This is a genomic window from Xanthomonas sp. NCPPB 4467 (assembly GCF_041475665.2).
Lineage (GTDB): Bacteria > Pseudomonadota > Gammaproteobacteria > Xanthomonadales > Xanthomonadaceae > Xanthomonas > Xanthomonas dyei.
The window spans coordinates 1,095,642-1,115,368 of the sequence record NZ_CM191260.1; the positions used below are offsets into that span (position 1 = coordinate 1,095,642).

The 19,727-nt window shown below is 65.1% G+C and carries 15 protein-coding genes; 14 read left to right on the plus strand and 1 reads right to left on the minus strand.

The features are described 5' to 3' along the window. Positions 1-7 precede the first annotated feature (7 nt). The 11 genes from ACCQ06_RS04665 to lpxC all read left to right on the plus strand — a co-directional run bounded on the left by ACCQ06_RS04665 (position 8) and on the right by lpxC (position 14,159). A complete protein-coding gene (locus ACCQ06_RS04665) occupies positions 8-1,483 on the plus strand; it encodes a UDP-N-acetylmuramoyl-L-alanyl-D-glutamate--2,6-diaminopimelate ligase (protein ID WP_316692500.1) in 1,476 nt (491 codons plus the stop codon). Then, a complete protein-coding gene (locus tag ACCQ06_RS04670) occupies positions 1,480-3,006 on the plus strand; it encodes a UDP-N-acetylmuramoyl-tripeptide--D-alanyl-D-alanine ligase (protein ID WP_228324419.1) in 1,527 nt (508 codons plus the stop codon). Before ACCQ06_RS04665 ends, ACCQ06_RS04670 begins: the two co-directional genes overlap by 4 nt. Next, positions 2,996-4,081: a phospho-N-acetylmuramoyl-pentapeptide-transferase gene (gene mraY / locus ACCQ06_RS04675; protein ID WP_228324418.1), complete on the plus strand. Its 1,086-nt coding sequence runs from the start codon at positions 2,996-2,998 to the stop codon at positions 4,079-4,081. The genes ACCQ06_RS04670 and mraY overlap by 11 nt, the downstream gene beginning before the upstream one ends. After that, positions 4,081-5,460 carry a putative lipid II flippase FtsW gene (ftsW, locus tag ACCQ06_RS04680; protein ID WP_316690488.1) on the plus strand — a complete coding sequence of 460 codons (1,380 nt, stop codon included), beginning with the start codon at positions 4,081-4,083 and terminating at the stop codon, positions 5,458-5,460. Before mraY ends, ftsW begins: the two co-directional genes overlap by 1 nt. Next, positions 5,457-6,797 carry an undecaprenyldiphospho-muramoylpentapeptide beta-N-acetylglucosaminyltransferase gene (gene murG / locus ACCQ06_RS04685; protein ID WP_316690490.1) on the plus strand — a complete coding sequence of 447 codons (1,341 nt, stop codon included), beginning with the start codon at positions 5,457-5,459 and terminating at the stop codon, positions 6,795-6,797. The genes ftsW and murG overlap by 4 nt, the downstream gene beginning before the upstream one ends. Next, positions 6,794-8,227, plus strand: a complete 1,434-nt coding sequence (murC, locus tag ACCQ06_RS04690; RefSeq protein WP_104615842.1) for a UDP-N-acetylmuramate--L-alanine ligase — start codon at positions 6,794-6,796, stop codon at positions 8,225-8,227. Before murG ends, murC begins: the two co-directional genes overlap by 4 nt. Beyond that, a complete protein-coding gene (locus ACCQ06_RS04695; RefSeq protein WP_316690492.1) occupies positions 8,224-9,279 on the plus strand; it encodes a D-alanine--D-alanine ligase in 1,056 nt (351 codons plus the stop codon). Before murC ends, ACCQ06_RS04695 begins: the two co-directional genes overlap by 4 nt. Positions 9,280-9,400: 121 nt before the next feature. Beyond that, complete coding sequence (locus tag ACCQ06_RS04700) at positions 9,401-10,258, plus strand: cell division protein FtsQ/DivIB (RefSeq protein ID WP_316690493.1); 858 nt, start codon at positions 9,401-9,403, stop codon at positions 10,256-10,258. Beyond that, positions 10,255-11,490: a cell division protein FtsA gene (gene ftsA / locus ACCQ06_RS04705; RefSeq protein ID WP_003485272.1), complete on the plus strand. Its 1,236-nt coding sequence runs from the start codon at positions 10,255-10,257 to the stop codon at positions 11,488-11,490. The genes ACCQ06_RS04700 and ftsA overlap by 4 nt, the downstream gene beginning before the upstream one ends. Positions 11,491-11,781: 291 nt before the next feature. Further along, on the plus strand, positions 11,782-13,017 hold the full coding sequence (gene ftsZ / locus ACCQ06_RS04710; protein WP_104615844.1) for a cell division protein FtsZ: 1,236 nt from the start codon (positions 11,782-11,784) through the stop codon (positions 13,015-13,017). Positions 13,018-13,247: 230 nt separating this feature from the next. Further along, complete coding sequence (lpxC, locus tag ACCQ06_RS04715; protein WP_316690520.1) at positions 13,248-14,159, plus strand: UDP-3-O-acyl-N-acetylglucosamine deacetylase; 912 nt, start codon at positions 13,248-13,250, stop codon at positions 14,157-14,159. A 324-nt stretch (positions 14,160-14,483) separates the two neighbouring features. Here lpxC and ACCQ06_RS04720 read toward each other — a convergent pair whose 3' ends face one another. Further along, on the minus strand, positions 14,484-14,930 hold the full coding sequence (locus ACCQ06_RS04720; protein ID WP_228324412.1) for a DciA family protein: 447 nt from the start codon (positions 14,928-14,930) through the stop codon (positions 14,484-14,486). Between ACCQ06_RS04720 and ACCQ06_RS04725 the strand changes: the two genes are divergently transcribed. The 3 genes from ACCQ06_RS04725 (at position 14,931) to ACCQ06_RS04735 (ending at position 19,716) form a co-directional block, all read left to right on the plus strand. Further along, entirely contained in the window at positions 14,931-15,875 is a 945-nt protein-coding gene (locus ACCQ06_RS04725) for a M23 family metallopeptidase (RefSeq protein ID WP_104615847.1), read from the plus strand. A gap of 166 nt (positions 15,876-16,041) precedes the next feature. Next, complete coding sequence (gene secA / locus ACCQ06_RS04730; protein ID WP_316690523.1) at positions 16,042-18,780, plus strand: preprotein translocase subunit SecA; 2,739 nt, start codon at positions 16,042-16,044, stop codon at positions 18,778-18,780. 570 nt (positions 18,781-19,350) lie between these two features. After that, on the plus strand, positions 19,351-19,716 hold the full coding sequence (locus ACCQ06_RS04735) for a VOC family protein (RefSeq protein ID WP_316690525.1): 366 nt from the start codon (positions 19,351-19,353) through the stop codon (positions 19,714-19,716). Positions 19,717-19,727: the final 11 nt, after the last annotated feature.

A 19,727-nucleotide genomic window follows, 5' to 3' on the forward strand; every position in this document is an offset into this window, starting at 1 on the left:
CCGCGCCATGCCGCTGTCGCAGCTGCTGCCGGACCTGACCCTTGCGCGCGATGTGCAGGTGTCCGGCCTGGTGATGGATAGCCGTGCAGTGCGCCCAGGCGATGCGTTCGTGGCGATCGCAGGCTTCGGCGCGCATGGGCTGGGCTTCGTCGAGCAGGCGCGCGCCAATGGTGCGGTAGCGGTGTTGTTCGAGCCGCCCGCGCCTGCCGATCTGCCGGCGCCTGCCGACGCCATCGCCGTGCCCGGCTTGCGTGCGCGGCTTGGCAGCATGGCCGATCAGTTTCATGGTCATCCGTCGCACACATTGCGGATGGTGGGCGTCACCGGCACCAACGGCAAGACCTCCACCGTGCAGTTGCTGGCGCAGGCGCTGACCTTGCTCGGCACGCCCACTGGCACGCTCGGTACGCTGGGCGTCGGCCTGTATGGCAGCGCCGTCCCGACCGGTTTCACCACGCCGCTGGTGCTGTCCACGCACGCGTTGCTGGCACAGCTGCGCGATGAAGGCGCGCAAGCCGCAGCGATGGAAGTCAGCTCGCACGCGCTCGATCAGGGCCGCGTGGATGCGGTGCATTTCGACGTGGCTGTGTTCACCAATCTCACTCGCGATCATCTCGATTATCACGGCGATATGGCGCAGTACGGCGCGGCCAAGGCCAAGCTGTTCACGCGCGCTGGGTTGCAGACTGCGGTGGTGAATCTGGACGACGCATTCGGCCGCACGCTGCTGGCCTCGCTCGATCCTGCGCTGCGCGCGATCGGCGTGAGTTCGCGCGGGCAGGCTGGCGCCACGGTGCGCGCCGACGCACTGCAACTGGATCACAACGGCATCAGCTTCGCGCTGCGGATCGATGCCAGCGTCCACGCCGTGCATTCGTCCTTGCTGGGTCGCTTCAACGTGGACAACCTGCTGGCGGTCGCCGGTGCCTTGCACGCGCTGGACCATGCGCCGGCGCAGATCGCCCAGGTGCTGGGCCAGCTGCAGCCGATCCACGGCCGCATGAATCGTCTCGGCGGCGCGCACGGCGCACCGCTGGTGGTGGTCGATTACGCACACACGCCCGACGCGCTGGAACAGGCACTGGCCAGCCTGCGCTCGCATGCGCAGGACCGGCTGATCTGCGTGTTCGGTTGCGGCGGCGAACGCGACACCGGCAAGCGCCCGCAGATGGCCGCCATTGCCGAACTCAATGCCGATGTGGCGATCGTCACCGACGACAACCCGCGCGGCGAAGACGGCGATGTCATCGTTGCCGATATCGTGCGCGGTTTTGCGCGCCCGGATGCGGCCATCGTGCAGCGCGACCGCGCCGCCGCGATCCATCAGGCCATCGCCATGGCCAGCGCGTCGGACATCGTGCTGATCGCCGGCAAGGGCCACGAGCCCTACCAGGAAGTGGCCGGCGTGCAGCATGCCTTCGACGATGCAGCGGTGGCGGCGCAGGCCTTGCTGCCGCGCACCGTGCTGGGAGTGCGCGCATGAAGCTCACCCCGCTGTCGTTGATCGCGCATTGGGCTGGCGGCGAGCTGCACGGCGACGATGCCATGATCGATGCGGTCGGCAACGACACGCGCACGCTGTCCAACGGCAGCCTGTATGTGGCGCTGCGCGGCGAGCGGTTCGACGGGCACGACTTCGCTGCCGATGCGCTCGCGCAGGGTGCCAGCGGTTTGCTGGTGGATCATCTACTGCCGACGTTGAGCGTGCCGCAGGTGCTGGTGCAGAACACCGAGCTGGCGCTGGCACGCATTGCCGCCGGCATGCAGCGCGATCGCGCCACCCGCGTGATCGCGTTGACCGGTTCCAACGGCAAGACCAGCGTCAAGGCACTGCTGCTGGCCATCCTGACCGAAGCAGGGCGTGTCGATGACACCACCGTCTATGCCACGCCGGGCAATCGCAATAACGAAATCGGCTTGCCGCTGGCGGTGATCGCCGCACCGGACGACGCAGATGTTGCGATCTACGAAATGGGTGCCGGCAAGCCGGGCGATATCGCCTACCTCACCGACGTCGCGCGGCCGCATGTTGCGCTGGTCAACAACATCGCGCCGGCGCACCTGGAGCGCCTGGGCAGCCTGCTCGGCGTCGCACAGACCAAGGGTGCGATCTACGCCGCGCTGCCCTCCGATGGCGTGGCGGTGATCAATGCCGACGATGCCTTCGGCGCCTGGTTCGAGCAGCAACTGCACGCGCAGCCGGTGCAGGGCCGTCGCGTGTTGCGCTATGGCCTGCAGGCCAGCGCCGATATCACCGCACGTCATCTGCAACTGCAGGCCGATGGCGCACGGTTCACGCTGGCAACCCCGCAGGGCGAGGCGCAGATTGCGCTGCCATTGCCGGGCCGCCACAACGTGCTCAACGCATTGGCTGCGACCGGATTGGCGATGGGCGCCGGGATCGGGCTGCCGATCATCGCCGCTGGCCTGGCGCGGGCGCGTCCAGTGGCTGGCCGGCAGATCGCCCATCGTTTGCCCGGTGGCGCAGTGCTGATCGACGACAGTTACAACGCCAACCCCGGCTCGTTGGATGCGGCCATCGATGCACTGGCCGCCGCGCCTGGCGCTGGCTGGCTGGTGCTGGGCGACATGCGCGAACTCGGCGCCGAAGGTGCGGCGCTGCATGCCGCGGCCGGACGTCGCGCACGCGCGGCCAAGTTGCAGCGTCTGTACGCGTTGGGCGAGCTCAGTGCCGCTGCCGCGCAGGCGTTCGGCGAGGGCGGTCGCGTGTTTGCCACACATGCGGAATTGATCGATGCATTGCACGCGGACCTGGGTGTAGCCGGGGCCGGGGAAAAGCAACAGCACGCACCAGAAAATATGCAGGGAAATGTTTTGATTCACGATCAGCAATCGCAGTCTATGGATGCCCTCCCGGGTCCCCGGTCCCCGGTCCCCGGTCCCGGCTCCACCACCCTTCTGGTAAAAGGCTCCCGCGGCAGCGCCATGGACCGCATCGTCGCCGCGCTGCTCGCACCGTCGGAGGATGCCTCCCATGCTGCTTGAGTTGGCCCGCTGGCTGCAGCAACTGGAGAGCCTGTTCGGGCTGTTCAACTATCTGACCTTCCGCGGCATTCTGGCGGCGCTGACGTCGTTGTTCCTGTCGTTGTGGATGGGCCCTGCGGTGATCCGCAAGCTGGCCCAGTTCAAGGGTGGCCAGCCGATCCGTCAGGACGGCCCGCAGACGCATTTCTCCAAGGCCGGCACCCCGACCATGGGCGGCTCGCTGATCCTGCTCACCGTCACCTTGTCGGTGTTGCTGTGGGGCGACTTGCGCAACCGTTACGTGTGGCTGGTGCTGGCGGTGATGCTCTGCTTCGGTGCGATCGGCTGGTACGACGACTGGATCAAGATCGTTCGCCGCGATCCCAATGGTCTGAAGTCGCGCTGGAAGTATCTGCTGCAGTCGATCTTCGGCCTGGCCGCCGGCCTGTTCCTGTTCTATACCGCCGACGTACCGGCGGCGATCACCTTCTACATTCCGATGTTCAAGTCGATCGCGCTGCCGCTGGCCGGCGTGAGCTTCGTGGTGATCGCTTATTTCTGGATCGTCGGCTTCTCCAACGCGGTCAACCTCACCGACGGTCTGGATGGTCTGGCGATCATGCCCACCGTGCTGGTGGCCTGCGCACTGGGCGTATTTGCGTATGCCTCGGGTAACGTGGTGTTTGCCGAATACCTGAAAATCCCGCTGATTCCCGGCGCCGGCGAGCTGATCATCATCTGTTCGGCGATCGCCGGGGCAGGGCTGGGCTTTCTGTGGTTCAACACCTACCCGGCCATGGTGTTCATGGGCGACATCGGCGCGTTGTCGTTGGGCGCGGTGCTGGGCACCATCGCGGTGATCGTGCGCCAGGAAATGGTGCTGGTGATCATGGGTGGCGTGTTCGTGATCGAAACGCTGTCGGTAATGATCCAGGTGGCCAGTTTCAAGATGACCGGCAAGCGCGTGTTCCGCATGGCGCCGATCCATCACCACTTCGAACTCAAAGGTTGGCCGGAACCGCGCGTGATCGTGCGCTTCTGGATCATTTCGGTGGTGCTGGTGCTGATCGGCCTTGCCACGTTGAAGGTGCGCTGATGAACGACATGTCCCGCCAGGCCACACGACTGGACGCCATCGGCGGCCGTTACGACCCGTGGCTGCTCGGCGCGGCGGCCACGCTCGCCTCGCTGGGCGTGGTGATGGTGGCATCCAGTTCGATCGAACTGTCGGAGAGCCCGTTCTATTACCTCACCCGCCACCTGCTGTTTCTGGGCGTCGGTATCGGGTTGGCGTTCTGGGCCATGCGCACCGAACTCAAGACCATCGAGCAGCACAACCAGATGCTGTTGCTGGGCTGTTTTGTGATGCTGATCGTGGTGTTCGTGCCGGGCCTGGGCAGCAGCGTCAACGGCGCCAGGCGCTGGATCAACCTGGGCGTGTCGAAGTTTCAGGTCGTCGAAGCGGTCAAGGTGCTCTACATCATCTGGCTGGCCAGTTACCTGGTGCGCTTCCGCGACGAGGTCAATGCAACCTGGCAGGCAATGCTCAAGCCGGTGTTCGTGGTCGGATTTCTGGTGGCACTGCTGTTGCTGCAACCGGACTTCGGTTCGTCGATGCTGCTGTTGAGTGTCACTGCCTGCATGCTGGTGCTCGGCGGCGCCCCGATCGGGCGCATCATCCTGCCCATCCTGCTGCTGCTGCCGGCACTGGTGGCGCTGGTGATATTCGAGCCGTACCGCATGCGGCGCGTGACCTCCTTCATGGACCCGTGGGTCGATCAGCTCGGCTCGGGGTACCAGCTGTCCAATGCGCTCATGGCGATCGGCCGTGGCGAGTGGACCGGTGTGGGCCTGGGCGCCTCGGTGCAGAAGCTCAACTATCTGCCAGAAGCGCATACCGACTTCATCTTCTCGGTGATCGCCGAAGAACTCGGCTTCATCGGCGTCTGCGGTGTCGTGTCCCTGTACGCGCTGCTGGTCGGCCGCGCGTTCTGGGTGGGCATGCGCTGCGTGGAAATGAAGCGCCATTTCTCCGGTTACGTGGCCTTCGGCATCGGGCTGTGGGTGGCGATGCAGAGCTTCGTGTCGATTGGCGTGAACCTAGGGATTCTGCCGACCAAGGGCCTGACCCTGCCGCTGATCTCGTCCGGCGGTTCGTCGGTGCTGATGACCTGCGTGGCGATGGGCCTGCTGCTACGCGTGTCCTATGAAATGGATCGCGCCGAGCGCCTGCGCAGCAAGTTGTCGCCGCAGGGCGCGGGCACTGCGGCGGTCGAGCCGGCTGAGCCGGTGGTCGATCCGGTGCCGCCTGCTTATACAGCGGGACGCAAGCCGCAGCGCGAGACCGCTGCTGCGCCTGCACCGGTGGCAGCGACGTCAACGGCAGCACCGTCGGTGGTGCCGGCATCGGCCATCCTGCGTGGCACCAGCCGCATGCAGCCGCGTGTGGAACCGACCTTCGGGAGGATTGCATGAGCGTGCATGACGCGAATCCCTCGCAAAAACCCGTGCATCCATCTGCGGGAATTCAACCTGTAATGATCCTTGCAGGCGGCACAGGTGGGCATATTTTCCCGGGTCTGGCCGTGGCCAAGGTGCTGCGCGCGCGCGGCGTGCCGGTGACCTGGCTGGGCGCCGACGGTGCGATGGAAACGCGGCTGGTGCCGCAGCACGATATCCAGATCGACACGCTGGCCATCAGCGGCCTGCGCGGCAAGGGCGTGATCAAGTTGCTTGGCGCACCGGTGCGGGTGATGCGCGCGGTACGCGCTGCCGGCTTTGTGTTGCGCAAGCGGCAGCCGCGCGCGGTGGTCAGCTTCGGCGGCTTTGCGGCCGGCCCAGGCGGCCTGGCTGCCCGCCTGCTCGGCGTGCCCTTGCTCGTGCACGAACAAAATCGCGCGCCTGGCATGACCAATAAGGTGTTGTCGCGTTTTGCGCGCCGCGTACTGACCGGTTTCCCCGGCAGTTTCGCTGGCGAAGAAGCGGTGGGTAATCCGGTGCGCGCAGAAATCGCCGCGCTTCCTGCACCGGCCGCACGCCTGGTTGGGCGGGGTGGCCCGGTACGCATGTTGGTGCTCGGCGGCAGCCAGGGCGCACGCGCATTGAATCAAGCCGTGCCGTCGGCACTGGCCGCGCTCGGGCATCCGGATGTCGAAGTGCGCCACCAGTGCGGCGAAAAACTGCGCGCCGAAGCCGAGGCTTCCTACGCGCAGGCCGGAGTGAATGCCAGCGTCGAACCGTTCATCGCCGACATGGCCGCCGCCTACGCCTGGGCCGATCTGGTGGTGTGCCGCGCCGGCGCCTCCACCCTGGCAGAGCTGTGTGCTGCCGGTGTCGGCAGCGTGCTGGTGCCCTTTGCCGCCGCCGTCGACGATCACCAGACCCGCAATGCCGAATACCTGGTCGGCGCCGACGCCGCCGTGCTGCTCAAGCAGGACGACACCTTGCCCGTGCGCCTGCAGCAGGTCTTGCAGACCCTGCTCACCGACCCTGCACGCCGCCTGTCGATGGCGCAAGCCGCCCGCACCCTGGCCAAGCCGGATGCCGCCGAGCGTATCGCCGACATTGTTTTGTATGAAGCCGGGACCGGGGACCGGGGACCGGGGACCGGTGGCAAGCACGATCAACGGCATGGAAGTACCGGGACCCGCGATCCGCAACGCGGGGGGCGTGAAGAACAGAATCCACAGCAGACAGGTATGCACGCAGATAATCATTATGGGCAGGCGCAACGCGCTGGCGCTGCTTCGCTCTTCCCGGGTCCCCGGTCCCGGGTCCCCGGTCCCGCCACCTCCATTGGAGCTGCCCGGTGATCCGCCGTCTGCAGGACAGTGGCGATCTGGTGCGCGCATTTCCGCGCGTGCATTTCGTCGGCATCGGCGGCACCGGCATGAGCGGCATTGCCGAGGTCATGCTGACGCTGGGCTATGAAGTCTCCGGCTCGGACAACGCCGACAATGCGGCTACCCGCCGCCTGGCCAAGCTCGGCGCGCGCGTAATGCGCGGCCACTCGGCCGCCAACGTGCTCGGCACCGATTGCGTTGTGGTGTCCAGCGCGATCCGCGAAGACAACCCCGAGCTGATGGAAGCGCGCAGCCAGCGCATTCCGATCATGCCGCGTGCGGCGATGCTGGCCGAGCTGATGCGCTTCCGCCGCGGCATTGCAGTCGCTGGCACGCACGGCAAGACCACCACCACCAGCCTGGCCGCGGCCGTGCTGAGCGAAGGTGGCCTGGACCCGACCTTCGTCATCGGCGGGCAACTGCTGGCGGCCGGCGCCAATGCCAAGCTCGGCGGCGGCCAGTGGCTGGTGGCTGAAGCCGATGAAAGCGATGGCAGCTTCCTGCGTCTGAATCCGTTGATGGCGGTGATCACCAACATCGACTCGGATCACCTGGAAAACTACGGCAACGATTTCTCGCGCATCCAGGCGGCATTCGCAGAATTCCTGCAGCGCCTGCCGTTCTACGGCCTGGCCCTGCTGTGCATCGACGACCCGGAAGTGGCCGCGCTGGCCGGCAAGACGCCGCGCCACGTGATGAGCTACGGCATGAGCGAAAACGCCGACGTGCGCGCCGAAGATGTGGTGCAGGACGGCCCGCGCATGCGCTTCACCTTGCGCCTGCCCGAAGGCTCCACCACGCCGGTGACGCTGGCCTTGCCGGGCCGTCACAACGTGCTCAACGCATTGGCCGCTGCCGCGATCGGTTGGCAGCTCGGTGTGGAGCCGCAGACCATTGCGCGCGCGTTGGAAAACTTTGCGGGCATCGGCCGGCGTTTCAACGATCTGGGCGAAGTCACCACCAGCACCGGTGCGCGCGTGCGGGTGGTCGACGATTACGGCCACCATCCCCGCGAGCTGGAAGCGGTGTTCGCCGCCGCACGCGGTGGCTGGCCGGATAAGCGCCTGGTCGTCGCATTCCAGCCGCACCGCTACAGCCGTACCCGCGATCAGTTCGACGCATTCGCCGCCGTGCTCAGCACCGTCGATGCATTGGTGTTGAGCGAAGTCTATCCGGCCGGCGAAGCGCCGATTCCCGGTGCAGACTCGCGTGCCCTGGCGCGTGCCATCCGTGCGCGCGGCCGTAGCGAGCCGGTCGTGGTCGGGCAGATTGCCGGCCTGGCCGAAGTGTTGCCGGACGTGCTGCAGGACGGCGATCTGCTGTTGATGATGGGGGCCGGCGACATCGGTTATGTGGCCCAGCACATCATCCATCACGGCTTTGTCGGAGAGCAGGCATGAGCGCGTCCTCTATCGGGACCCGGGACCCGGGAACCGGGACCGGTGAAGAGCAGATCGTGCAGCCCGCGTCTTCTGCTGTTACGGGTCCCGGGTCCCGGGTCCCCGGTCCCGCACCGTCGCGAACCAGCGACCCCGCCGCGTTCGGGCGCGTCGCCGTGCTGCTTGGCGGCACCTCGTCCGAGCGCGAAGTGTCGTTGAATTCCGGCAGCAACGTGCTGGACGCGCTGCGCGCGCGCGGTGTCGATGCGCAGCCGGTGGACGGCATTCCCGCCTTGGCGCAGGCGCTGGTCGCGCAGCGCTTCGACCGTGTGTTCAACGTGCTGCATGGCCATAACGGCGGCGGCGAAGACGGCATCGTGCAGGGCTTGATGGAAGCCTTCGGCATCCCGTACACCGGCTCCAACGTGCTCGGCTCGGCGTTGAGCATGGACAAGATCCGCACCAAGCAGGTGTGGTTGTCGCTGGATCTGCCGACGCCGCGTTACGCGCGTCTGGCTGCCGGCGCCAGCGGCGATCAAATTCATGCTGTTGCAAAGCAGATCGGCTTGCCGGTGATCGTCAAGCCGGCCAACGAAGGCTCCAGCGTCGGTATCAGCCGCGTGTTCGATCAGGCCCAGCTCGAAGAAGCGGTGCTGCTGGCTGCGCGCTACGACGGTGCGCTGTTGATGGAGCAACTGATCGAAGGCGACGAACTCACCGTGGCCATTCTGGGCGAGACCGCGCTGCCGTCGATCCGCATCGTGCCCAAGGGCCAGTGGTACGACTACAACGCCAAGTACGTGGCCGACGACACCCAGTACCTGTGCCCGGGTCTGGAAGGCGATGCCGAAGCGCAGATCGGTCAGCTGGCACTGGACGCTTTTCGCGCTGCCGGCGCACGCGGCTGGGGCCGCGTCGATGTCATGCGCGATCGCAGCAGCGGCCAGCTGTATCTGCTCGAAGTGAACACCGCTCCGGGCATGACCAGCCACTCGCTGGTCCCCAAGGCCGCGCGTCAGCTCGGCATCGACTTCGAAGAACTGGTCTGGCGCGTGCTGGAGCAGACGCTATGAATCCGGGACAGGGGACCCGGGACCCGGGACCCGGGAACAACAAAAGCATCCGCGCGTTTGCTCGGGCTTTTACGGGTCCCCGGTCCCCGGTCCCCGGTCCCGCAGCGCGCGGAGCGTGCCAATGAACGCCACCCTGCGCATCCTGGCCTGGTTGATTGCGGTGGCGCTGGTCGCGTTGCCGGTGGTGGCCGTGCTCAATGGGTGGGTGGGTGCCGAGCGCTGGCCGTTGGCGAAGTTGCGGGTATCCGGCGATTTCAAACGGGTGCCGGCCGAACAATTGCGCGCGGTGGTGCTGCCGTACGCGCGCGCCGGCTTCTTTGCGGTGAAGCTGCAGCAGGCGCAAGACGCCATTGCGCAGTTGCCGTGGGTGGAAAGTGCGCAGGTGCGCAAGCGTTGGCCGGACGTGCTGGAAGTGCGCGTGACCGAACACAAGCCGTTCGCGCGCTGGGGCACCGACCGCATGCTGTCCGAACAGGGCCGGTTATTCCGCACTCCACCGTTGTTGAAGGATTTCAAGTTGCCCCAGCTCGGCGGGCCGGACAGCAAGACCCAGGATGTGGTCGCGCTGTACAACGAATCGCGCGCCTTGTTTGCGCCGACCGGCCTGGATGTGGAACGTCTGGAGATGGACGCGCGTGGCAGCTGGTCGCTGGGGCTGAGCAATGGTCTGCAGATCATGATCGGACGTGACGATGCGCGCGCACGTCTGCAACGGTTCGCGCGCGTGCTGCCGCAGCTGGCCGACCCGCAGCGCCCGATCGCGCGTGCCGACCTGCGTTACACCAACGGCTTTACGGTCGAACGTGCACCGGGCGAGACCCCGCACGACGCCAAAAAATCCAAGACCACTGCGCCGGTAACACCCGGCGCGCCGCCGGCCGAGGTACATCCCATCGCCGCGCGCTTTCCGCATCGCCTGATCGATCGTCTGGCCTCTGCGCTTCCGTCATTCACTCTTCAACGCAGTCTGCATACATGAATCGCAAAGGCGACAAATCCCTCATCGTTGGACTGGACATCGGCACCTCCAAGGTCGTCGCGCTGGTCGGCGAGTACTCGCCCGGCAATCCGATCGAAGTGATCGGCATCGGTTCGCATGAGTCGCGCGGTCTCAAGCGCGGCGTGGTGGTGGATATCGAATCCACCGTGCAGTCGATCCAGCGCGCAGTCGAAGAAGCCGAGCTGATGGCCGGCTGCGAAATCCGCTCGGTGTACGCATCGATCTCCGGTAACCACGTGCAGTGCAAGAACTCGCCCGGCATCGTGCCGATCCGCGATGGCGAAGTGACCTGGAGCGACCTGGAGCGCGTGCTCGACGCCGCCAAGGCCGTGGCCATTCCTGCCGACCAACGCATCCTGCATGCGATCCCGCGAGAGTACGTGCTGGACGATTCGCAGGAAGGCATCCGCAACCCGGTCGGCATGACCGGCGTGCGCCTGGAGGTGCATGCGCATCTGGTTGTGTGCGCGCAATCGGCTGCGGCCAACATCACCAAATGCGTGCAGAAATGCGGCCTGCAGGTGGACGATCTGGTGCTGTCCTCGCTGGCCTCGTCGGTTGCCGTACTGACCGCCGACGAGCGCGAACTGGGCGTGGTGCTGGTGGATATCGGCGCCGGCACCACCGATCTGGCGGTGTACGTGCAAGGCGCGATCTGCCACACCGCGTCGCTGCCGATCGCCGGCGACCACGTCACCAACGACATCGCGCACATGCTGCGTACGCCCACACCAGAGGCCGAGCAGATCAAGGTGCGTTACGCGTGCGCCCTGGCGCAGCTGGCCACCGCCGAAGAAAGCATCCAGGTGCCGTCGGTGGGCGACCGCCCGCCGCGCCGCATGCCGCGTCATGCGCTCGCGCAGGCCGTGCAGGGCCGTTACGAAGAAATTTTTGAAATGGTGCAGGCCGAACTACGCCGCTCCGGATTCGAAGAAATGGTGCGCGCCGGCATGGTGCTCACCGGTGGCGCGTCGAAGATGGAAGGCGTGGTCGAACTGGCCGAAGAAATGTTGCAGATGCCGGTGCGCGTGGGCATTCCGCAGCACGTCACCGGCCTGGGCGAAGTCGTCGGCAACCCGGTGCACGCCTCCGGCGTGGGCCTGTTGCTGATGGGCAGCCAGATCGAACACCCGCGCCGCCCGTCGATCCCGACCGGCCGCGCAGGAAGCTTGTTCAAGAAATTGAAGAACTGGTATCGCGGCGAATTCTGACGAATCGGGATTTGGGATTCGGGAATTGGTTGAAGCAAAGGCAGAGCGGTTGCGGAAGGTTTGAGTGGAGAGCGGTGAGAGCGGGCAGGACGTAATTTTTTTGTGGTTCCGCCGAGGAGGCAGTGGTTGGCGTGAAGGTGATTCGTTGCTGCGATTCCCCATTCCCGACTCCCCCATTCCCGGTATTCAAACAACAACATTCGCCGACATGCGGGTGTTGGGCTGGCGAACGGAGCACTCCGATTCCCCATTCCCGATTCCCCATTCACGGCATCTCAAGAGGACACTGACATGGCACATTTTGAACTGATCGAAAAGATGGCTCCCAACGCGGTCATCAAGGTCGTTGGCGTGGGCGGCGGCGGCGGTAACGCGGTTGCGCACATGGTCAACACCAACGTCGATGGCGTGGAATTCATCACCGCCAACACCGACTCGCAGGCGATCAAGAACTGCGGCGCCAAGTTGCAGCTGCAGCTCGGCACCAACGTGACCAAGGGCCTGGGCGCAGGCGCCAATCCGGAAGTCGGCCGTCAGGCGGCGCTGGAAGATCGCGAGCGCATCATGGACGCCTTACAGGGTGCGGACATGGTATTCATCACCGCCGGTATGGGCGGCGGCACCGGTACCGGCGCGGCCCCCGTGGTTGCGCAGCTGGCCAAGGAGATGGGCATCCTGACCGTGGCCGTGGTCACCAAGCCGTTCCCGTTCGAAGGCCGTCGCCGCATGCAGGTAGCGCTCAAGGGCATCGAGGAACTGAGCCAGCATTGCGATTCGTTGATCACCATTCCAAACGAAAAGCTGATCACCGTGCTTGGCCGTAACGCCACCATGATCCAGGCCTTCCGCGCTGCCAACGACGTGCTGCAGGGCGCCGTGCAGGGCATCGCCGATCTGATCGTGCGTCCGGGTCTGATCAACGTCGACTTTGCCGACGTGCGCACCGTGATGTCGGAAATGGGTCTGGCCATGATGGGCACCGGTTCGGCACGCGGCGACGATCGCGCGCAGGCCGCTGCCGAAGCCGCCATCCAGAACCCGCTGCTGGACGATGTGAACCTGGCCGGTGCCAACGGCATCCTGGTCAACATCACCGCCGGCCCGGACTTCACCATGGCCGAGTTCGACGAGATCGGCCGCACCATCGAAGCGTTCGCCTCGGAAGATGCCACTGTGGTCGTCGGCACCGTGCTCGACCCGGACATGCAGGACGAAGTGCGCGTGACCGTGGTGGCCACCGGCCTGAACCGTGCGGTTGCCCGCCAGACCCAGCGTCCGGACCAGCGCGCGCCGATCAAGCTGGTGCGCAATGCCACCACCGGCCAACCGGAATTCGGCGACTTCGACACCACCAGCGGCGACGCGGTGTCCAAGGCCGTCGGCGGCAGCATGGGCCTGGGCCTGCGTCGTCCGAGCAGCGACTCGGTCGGCAGCGGCCACAGTGCCGGCAATGCTGCACCGCCGGCCGCAGACCTGCCCAACGATTACCTGGATATCCCGGCGTTCCTGCGCCGCCAGGCCGACTGATGGGCGTCGGCTGCGTCGCCACGGCGGCGTAGCCCGCCCCACCCGACCGCTGTCGGGGCTGTAATGCCATGTCCTTTTCTGCCGGATCGGTCACGATCCGGCAGCTTTTGCAATGGCAAGACAGTGGCATGACACCTCTCATCACGCGTAATTTGTTAAAATTCGGATAATGTTTACCCAATAGACAGTCGGTTCAGCGTCTGTCTGCATTGTTCCTCCAGACTTCGCATATGACCCAGCAACGCACTCTTAAAAACACCATTCGCGCCACCGGCGTCGGCCTGCATAGCGGCGACAAGGTGTACATGACGCTGCGACCGGCCCCGGTCGATCACGGCGTGGTGTTCCGGCGTGTGGACCTGGAACCGGTCATCGAAGTCCCCGCCGATGCCGAGCTGGTCACCGAGACCACGCTGTGTACCGGTCTGACCTGCAACGGCGCCAAGATCCAGACCGTCGAACACCTGATGTCGGCACTGGCCGGCCTGGGTGTGGACAACGTCATCGTCGAACTGTCCTCGGCCGAGTTGCCGATCATGGACGGTTCGTCCGGCCCGTTCGTGTTCCTGCTGCAGTCGGCAGGCATCGTCGAGCAGAACAAGGCCAAGCGCTTCATCCGCATCAAACAGCCGGTGGAAGTGCGCGAGGGCGACAAGGTCGCGCGCTTCGAGCCGTACGACGGCTACAAGCTGGGCTTCACCATCGAATTCAATCACCCGATGATCCCGGCCAAGCAATCGCGCCAGGAAATCGAGTTCTCCACCTCGGCCTACGTCAAGGAAATCTCGCGCGCCCGCACCTTCGGCTTCATGCGCGACCTTGAGTACATGCGCGAGCGCAATCTGGGCCTGGGCGGTTCGATGGACAACGCCATCGTGCTGGACGAGTTCCGCGTGCTCAACGAAGACGGCTTGCGCTACACCAACGAATTCGTGCGCCATAAAATCCTGGATGCCATCGGCGACCTCTATCTGGCCGGCGGCGCCATTCTGGGCGCCTACGAAGGCTTCAAATCCGGGCATGCGCTCAACAACAAGCTGGTGCGCGCGCTGCTGGCGGACCAGGCCGCCTGGGAATGGGTCAGCTTCCCCGAAGGAACCGAGCAACCGCCGGTGACCTACGCCAGCCCCGTCTACGCCTGAGACAGGCAAGACCCGCCGCGCCGCCTTCAGGTTCGCGCGGCTTCTGCCCGATGGCGATGGGTAGCTGCATGAGATCGGCTAAACGCCCCCGCACCCCGCCGCTGGCCGTTCGCCGACTGTGTCTACCCCGCGGCTATGTGTCAGGGAATGCCGCAATCGGCACCGAAAGCGTGAACCAGCTCGGATTTAGGTCCCGTTCTTAACTCTTTTTTAAGACTTCTCTAACTCCTGCGGGCGCCATGACCGCTAGGATGCGTCGGGTCGTGCGTGGTCTTCGCAATCTTTTCACGCACTGCTGGCCGCCCGGAGATGGCGGCAAGGACGTCATCGCTTGGTCGGCAAGACGTCCTGCAAGGAGGCCAGTGCCTCGCGCAGACCCTTGTGCGTGGCTTCGGACACCGGCCGTGGACGGTCGCGGTTCTGCTGCATTGGGGAATGCAGTGGAGTGCTTGCCGTCTTGACGGTCACTGCGGTGGCCTTCAACCCGATGGACCGGGCGGCATCAAGAAGTTGGGTCTCGGCGAGCCGCACCTTGGCATGCCAGATCGGTGAATCAACCAGAAAAACGAGCTGTTCGCCTCGGACATTGGCCAACCGGCAACGGGTGGCCAGATGGGGCGGTAACAGGGGGCGCAACTGCCGGTCCAGCGCATCGAGCCACAAGGCGCGGCGCAAGGGGTCGCCAGCCTTTTCACCCAGCGCGGCCTCGATGGCCTGCTGCGGAGCGGAAGGGTTGCGTGCGTTGGACTTGGGCTTGGACATGACACTCATATGGCGTTAAAAAAAGTTGTAATCAAATCTCGGCAAACCAGGGCCCAGCGTGTGGCTCGACAGTTCCAGGGTTTTGCGTCGGACCGACCGATGGTGGTGCTCGGTGCCGTGCTCGGCCTGGGCATGCTGATCGGCGTCGGTGCAAGCGCCGCTACCGGCATGGTGACCAATTCCGCGCTGCAGGCCAAGGTCGCGCAGCAGCAGGCCGAGCTGGCCCAGGCGCAGCGCGCCTCGCAGGCGCAGGTCAATGCACTGGCCGCACGCATGGGCGAGCTGCAAGCGCAGGCTACCCGCCTTAATGCGTTGGGCGAGCGGTTGACCGAAATGGGCAAGTTGAAGGACGGCGAGTTCGACTTCGACGAGCCGGTCGGCGTCGGTGGCGGCGATGAGACGGTCAGCGATATGCCTGTCGAATCGCTCAAGCAGACGCTAGGGCAAGTCGAACAGCAGTTCTCCGCCTCCGGCCAACAACTGAACGTACTGGCGGCGCTGATGTTCGATCATCAGCTCGAGCAGAATTCGGTGCCCTCGCGGATGCCGATCCGCAACACCTACATCACCTCCGGCTTTGGCGGCCGCGCCGATCCGTTCGACGGCGGTTCGGCCTTCCACAAGGGTGTGGACTTCCATGCCAACGTGGGCGACCCGGTGATGTCGGTCGCCGACGGCGTGGTCAGCTACGCCGGTGTGCGTGGCGGCTACGGCAATGTGGTCGAAGTGGATCACGGCAACGGTTACGTCACCCGCTACGCGCACAACTCGCGGCTGGTGGTGAAGGTAGGCGATCTGGTGCGTGCCGGCCAGCAGGTGGCCAGGGCCGGCTCCAGCGGTCGTTCCACCGGTGCGCACGTGCATTTCGAGGTGTGGGCCGATGGCCGCGTGGTCAATCCGCGCAAGTTCCTGGGCGACACCAATACACCAGTGGGGCGCCGAGGGCGCGGTTGACGAAGGCATGGCACGCTCCGATGGAGGTGCTTGATTCGTGAAGGCTCGCCCCAAGCTACAATAGGGTGTTGCCATGACAGGGCGCAGTGCGCCCTGTTTCGTTTACGGCGGTCGGGTCTTGGGGACCGGCGTCGGTCAAACCGTTCCTTTTCAACCGGTTTCTTCAATGATCAACAGTCTGCTTACCCGTGTCTTTGGCAGTCGTAACGAACGCCAGCTGCGCCAGCTCACCCGCCTCGTCACCCAGATCAATGCGCTGGAGCCGACGATCGAGAAGCTCTCCGACGCCGAGCTGCAAGCCAAGACCCCGGAGTTCAAGCAGCGGCTTGCCGCCGGCGAGTCCCTGGACAAGATCCTTCCCGAGGCGTTTGCGGTGTGTCGCGAGGCCAGCCGCCGCGTGCTGGGCATGCGCCACTACGACGTGCAGCTGATCGGCGGCATGGTGCTGCATCTGGGCAAGATCGCCGAGATGCGCACCGGCGAAGGCAAGACCCTGGTGGCGACCCTGCCGGTGTACCTCAACGCGCTGCAGGGCGAGGGCGTGCATGTGGTCACCGTCAACGACTACCTGGCGCGTCGCGACGCGGCGCAGATGGGCAAGTTGTACAACTGGCTGGGGCTGAGCGTGGGCGTGGTGTATCCGGGCATGCCGCATAGCGACAAGCGCGAGGCCTACGGCAGCGACATCACCTACGGCACCAATAACGAGTTCGGCTTCGATTATCTGCGCGACAACATGGCGCTGTCGCGCGCGGACCGCTATCAGCGCAATCTGCATTACGCGATCGTCGACGAAGTCGACTCGATCCTGATCGACGAAGCGCGCACCCCGCTGATCATTTCCGGCCCGGCCGACGAATCGCCGGAGCTGTACATCCGCGTCAACCGCATCGTGCCGCAGCTGACCAAGCAGGAAAGCGAGGAAGGCGAGGGCGATTACTGGATCGACGAGAAGGGCAAGCAGGTGCATCTGTCGGAGGCGGGCATGGGCCACGCCGAAGAACTGCTGATGCAGGCCGGCATCCTGGAAAATGCCGAAGACGGCCTGTACGCCGCGCAGAACCTGAGCGTGGTGCATCACCTCAACGCCGCGCTGCGTGCGCATGCGATCTATCAGCGCGATGTGGATTACATCGTGCGCGATGGCGAAGTGGTGATCGTGGACGAATTCACCGGCCGCACCCTGTCCGGGCGTCGCTGGTCCGACGGCCTGCACCAGGCGGTTGAAGCGAAGGAAGGCGTACCGGTACAGCGCGAGAACCAGACGCTGGCCAGCATCACCTTCCAGAACCTGTTCCGCATGTACAAGAAGCTGTCCGGCATGACCGGTACGGCCGACACCGAAGCCTACGAATTCCAGAGCATCTACGGCCTGGAAGTGGTGGTGATTCCGACCAACCGCCCGACCGTGCGCAAGGACCATCCGGACCAGGTGTTCCTCAACCGCAAGGGCAAGTTCAACGCGGTGCTGGCCGACATCGAAGACTGCGCCAAGCGCGGCCAGCCGGTGCTGGTGGGGACCACCTCGATCGAAACCTCGGAGATGCTGTCCGAGCATCTGCGCAAGGCCGGCGTGCAGCACGAAGTGCTCAATGCCAAGCAGCACGAGCGCGAAGCCACCATCGTGGCCAACGCCGGTCAGCCGGGCGCGGTGACCATCGCCACCAACATGGCCGGTCGCGGTACCGACATCGTGCTGGGCGGTTCGCTCGAGTCGGAGTACCACGCGCTGGGCGAGGATGCGAGCGAAGACGCGCGCTTCAAGATCAAGACCGATTGGCAGCGTCGCCATGACGCGGTCAAGGCGGCCGGCGGCCTGCACATCATCGGGACCGAGCGCCACGAATCGCGGCGTATCGACAACCAGTTGCGCGGCCGTGCCGGTCGTCAGGGTGACCCGGGGTCGTCGCGTTTCTATCTGTCGCTGGAAGACAATCTGATGCGCATCTTCGCCTCGGACTGGGTCCAGAAGGCGATGCGCATGATGGGCATGAAGGAAGACGACGTCATCGAAGATCGCCTGGTCAGCCGGCAGATCGAAAAGGCGCAGCGCAAGGTGGAAGCGCATAACTTCGACATCCGCAAGAACCTGTTGGACTTCGACGACGTCAACAACGATCAGCGCAAGGTGATCTACGCGCAGCGCGACGAGTTGCTGGACGCCGAGTCGGTGAAGGACAACGTCGATGGCATCCGCGGCGATGTGATCTATGACCTGGTGGCTCGCTTCGTGCCGCCCAATTCGGTGGACGAACAGTGGGACCTGCAGGGACTGGAAGCCACGCTGGAATCGGAGCTGGGCATGCCGATGGCGTTGCGCGAAATGGCACGCACGCAGGAAGAACTGGACGCCGAGCAGATTGCCGCCAAGGTGCAGACTGCGGTGGATGCGCACTTTGCCGAGAAGGAAGCGGCGGTGGGCAACGACACCATGCGCGCGCTGGAAAAGCACGTGATGCTGACGGTGCTCGACCAGGGCTGGAAGGAGCATCTGGCCAAGATGGATTACCTGCGCCAAGGCATCTATCTGCGTGGTTACGCGCAGAAGCAGCCCAAGCAGGAATACAAGAAGGAAGCCTTCGAGCTGTTCTCCGAAATGCTGGAGAACGTCAAGCGCGAAGTGGTCAACCTGCTGGCGCGCGTGCGCATCCGCAGCGAAGAGGAAGTGGCCGAGCTGGAAGAGCAGGAACGTCTTCAGGCGCAAGCACGCCTGATGGCCTCGCAGTTCCAGCACCAGGATGCAGGCGGTTACGGCGCCGACGAGGAAGTGGAGCAGATGCAGGGTGGCAGCGCACCGGTACCGGTGTCGCAGGTCACCCGCGACGAACCCAAGGTGGGCCGTAACGATCCATGCCCGTGCGGCAGCGGCAAGAAGTACAAGCACTGCCACGGTCAGCTCAGCTGAGCTTAGCTGACCGTGGCGCAGCCCGCGAAGCGGGCTGCGCACCCGCTATCCGCAACGCGGATAGCGGGCTCACGGTATTGCTTCCGATCCCCGCGCCTTGGGCGCGCGCCCCTTACCAAGGGGGCTCTACCTACGAAAGGGATTCTTGGGGGTTTTCGAAAGTCCGGTGACGGAATGGCGTACCCAGGGGTGCGTCTTCGCGTTTGATGCTTGCGCCTTCGGCATGCGCCCTCTACCAAGCGAGCTCTGCTGACGACGCGTATCCGTGGGTTTCCTGGGAAGCCGGATACGTGTGGCGGAGGCGGGGACATGGCCTGGCTTCCGAGCCCCGCGCCTTTGGCGCCTCCTGCCGGGGCGGTGCTCGCGGAGAGTCGACGGCGGTTTCAAGAAACTAGAGTGTGGACGGAGAGCACGCTTGGCGAGCGCTCTCCCGATGAGTGTCAGCACGGCGAGGTCCGCTCTACGCTCCCGTATTTGTTGCGGTACTCATTGTCCCCGCCGTAGACATGCTTTTCCGCCTGCGCGACTGCGGGCGTATGCTCAGGCCCACGTCCTGCGTGGAGTGCGGTCATGTCGTTGTCCAGCCAGCAACTGAAGGTGTTCGTGCCTGCGCGCGACTACGCGTTGTCGCAGCGCTTTTATCGCGCACTGGGCTTCGTGCAGGAGGACGAGGTGGGCAACGTGACCTGCTTTCGACACGGTGCGAACTGTGCGTTCCTGCTGCAGGATCTCTATCTGCGCGAGCTGGCCGAAAACCTGATGCTGCATCTGTGGGTGGACGATGCTGACGGGTGGTGGCAGCACGTGCATGACTTGGGGGTAGACGAGCAGTTCGGGGTGAGCTTTAGTGCGCTGGAAGACCGACCGTGGGGCGCGCGCGATTTCACCCTGCATGATCCCAGTGGCGTGTTGTGGCGGATCGGGCAGCCGTTGTAGGCCGGGATTGG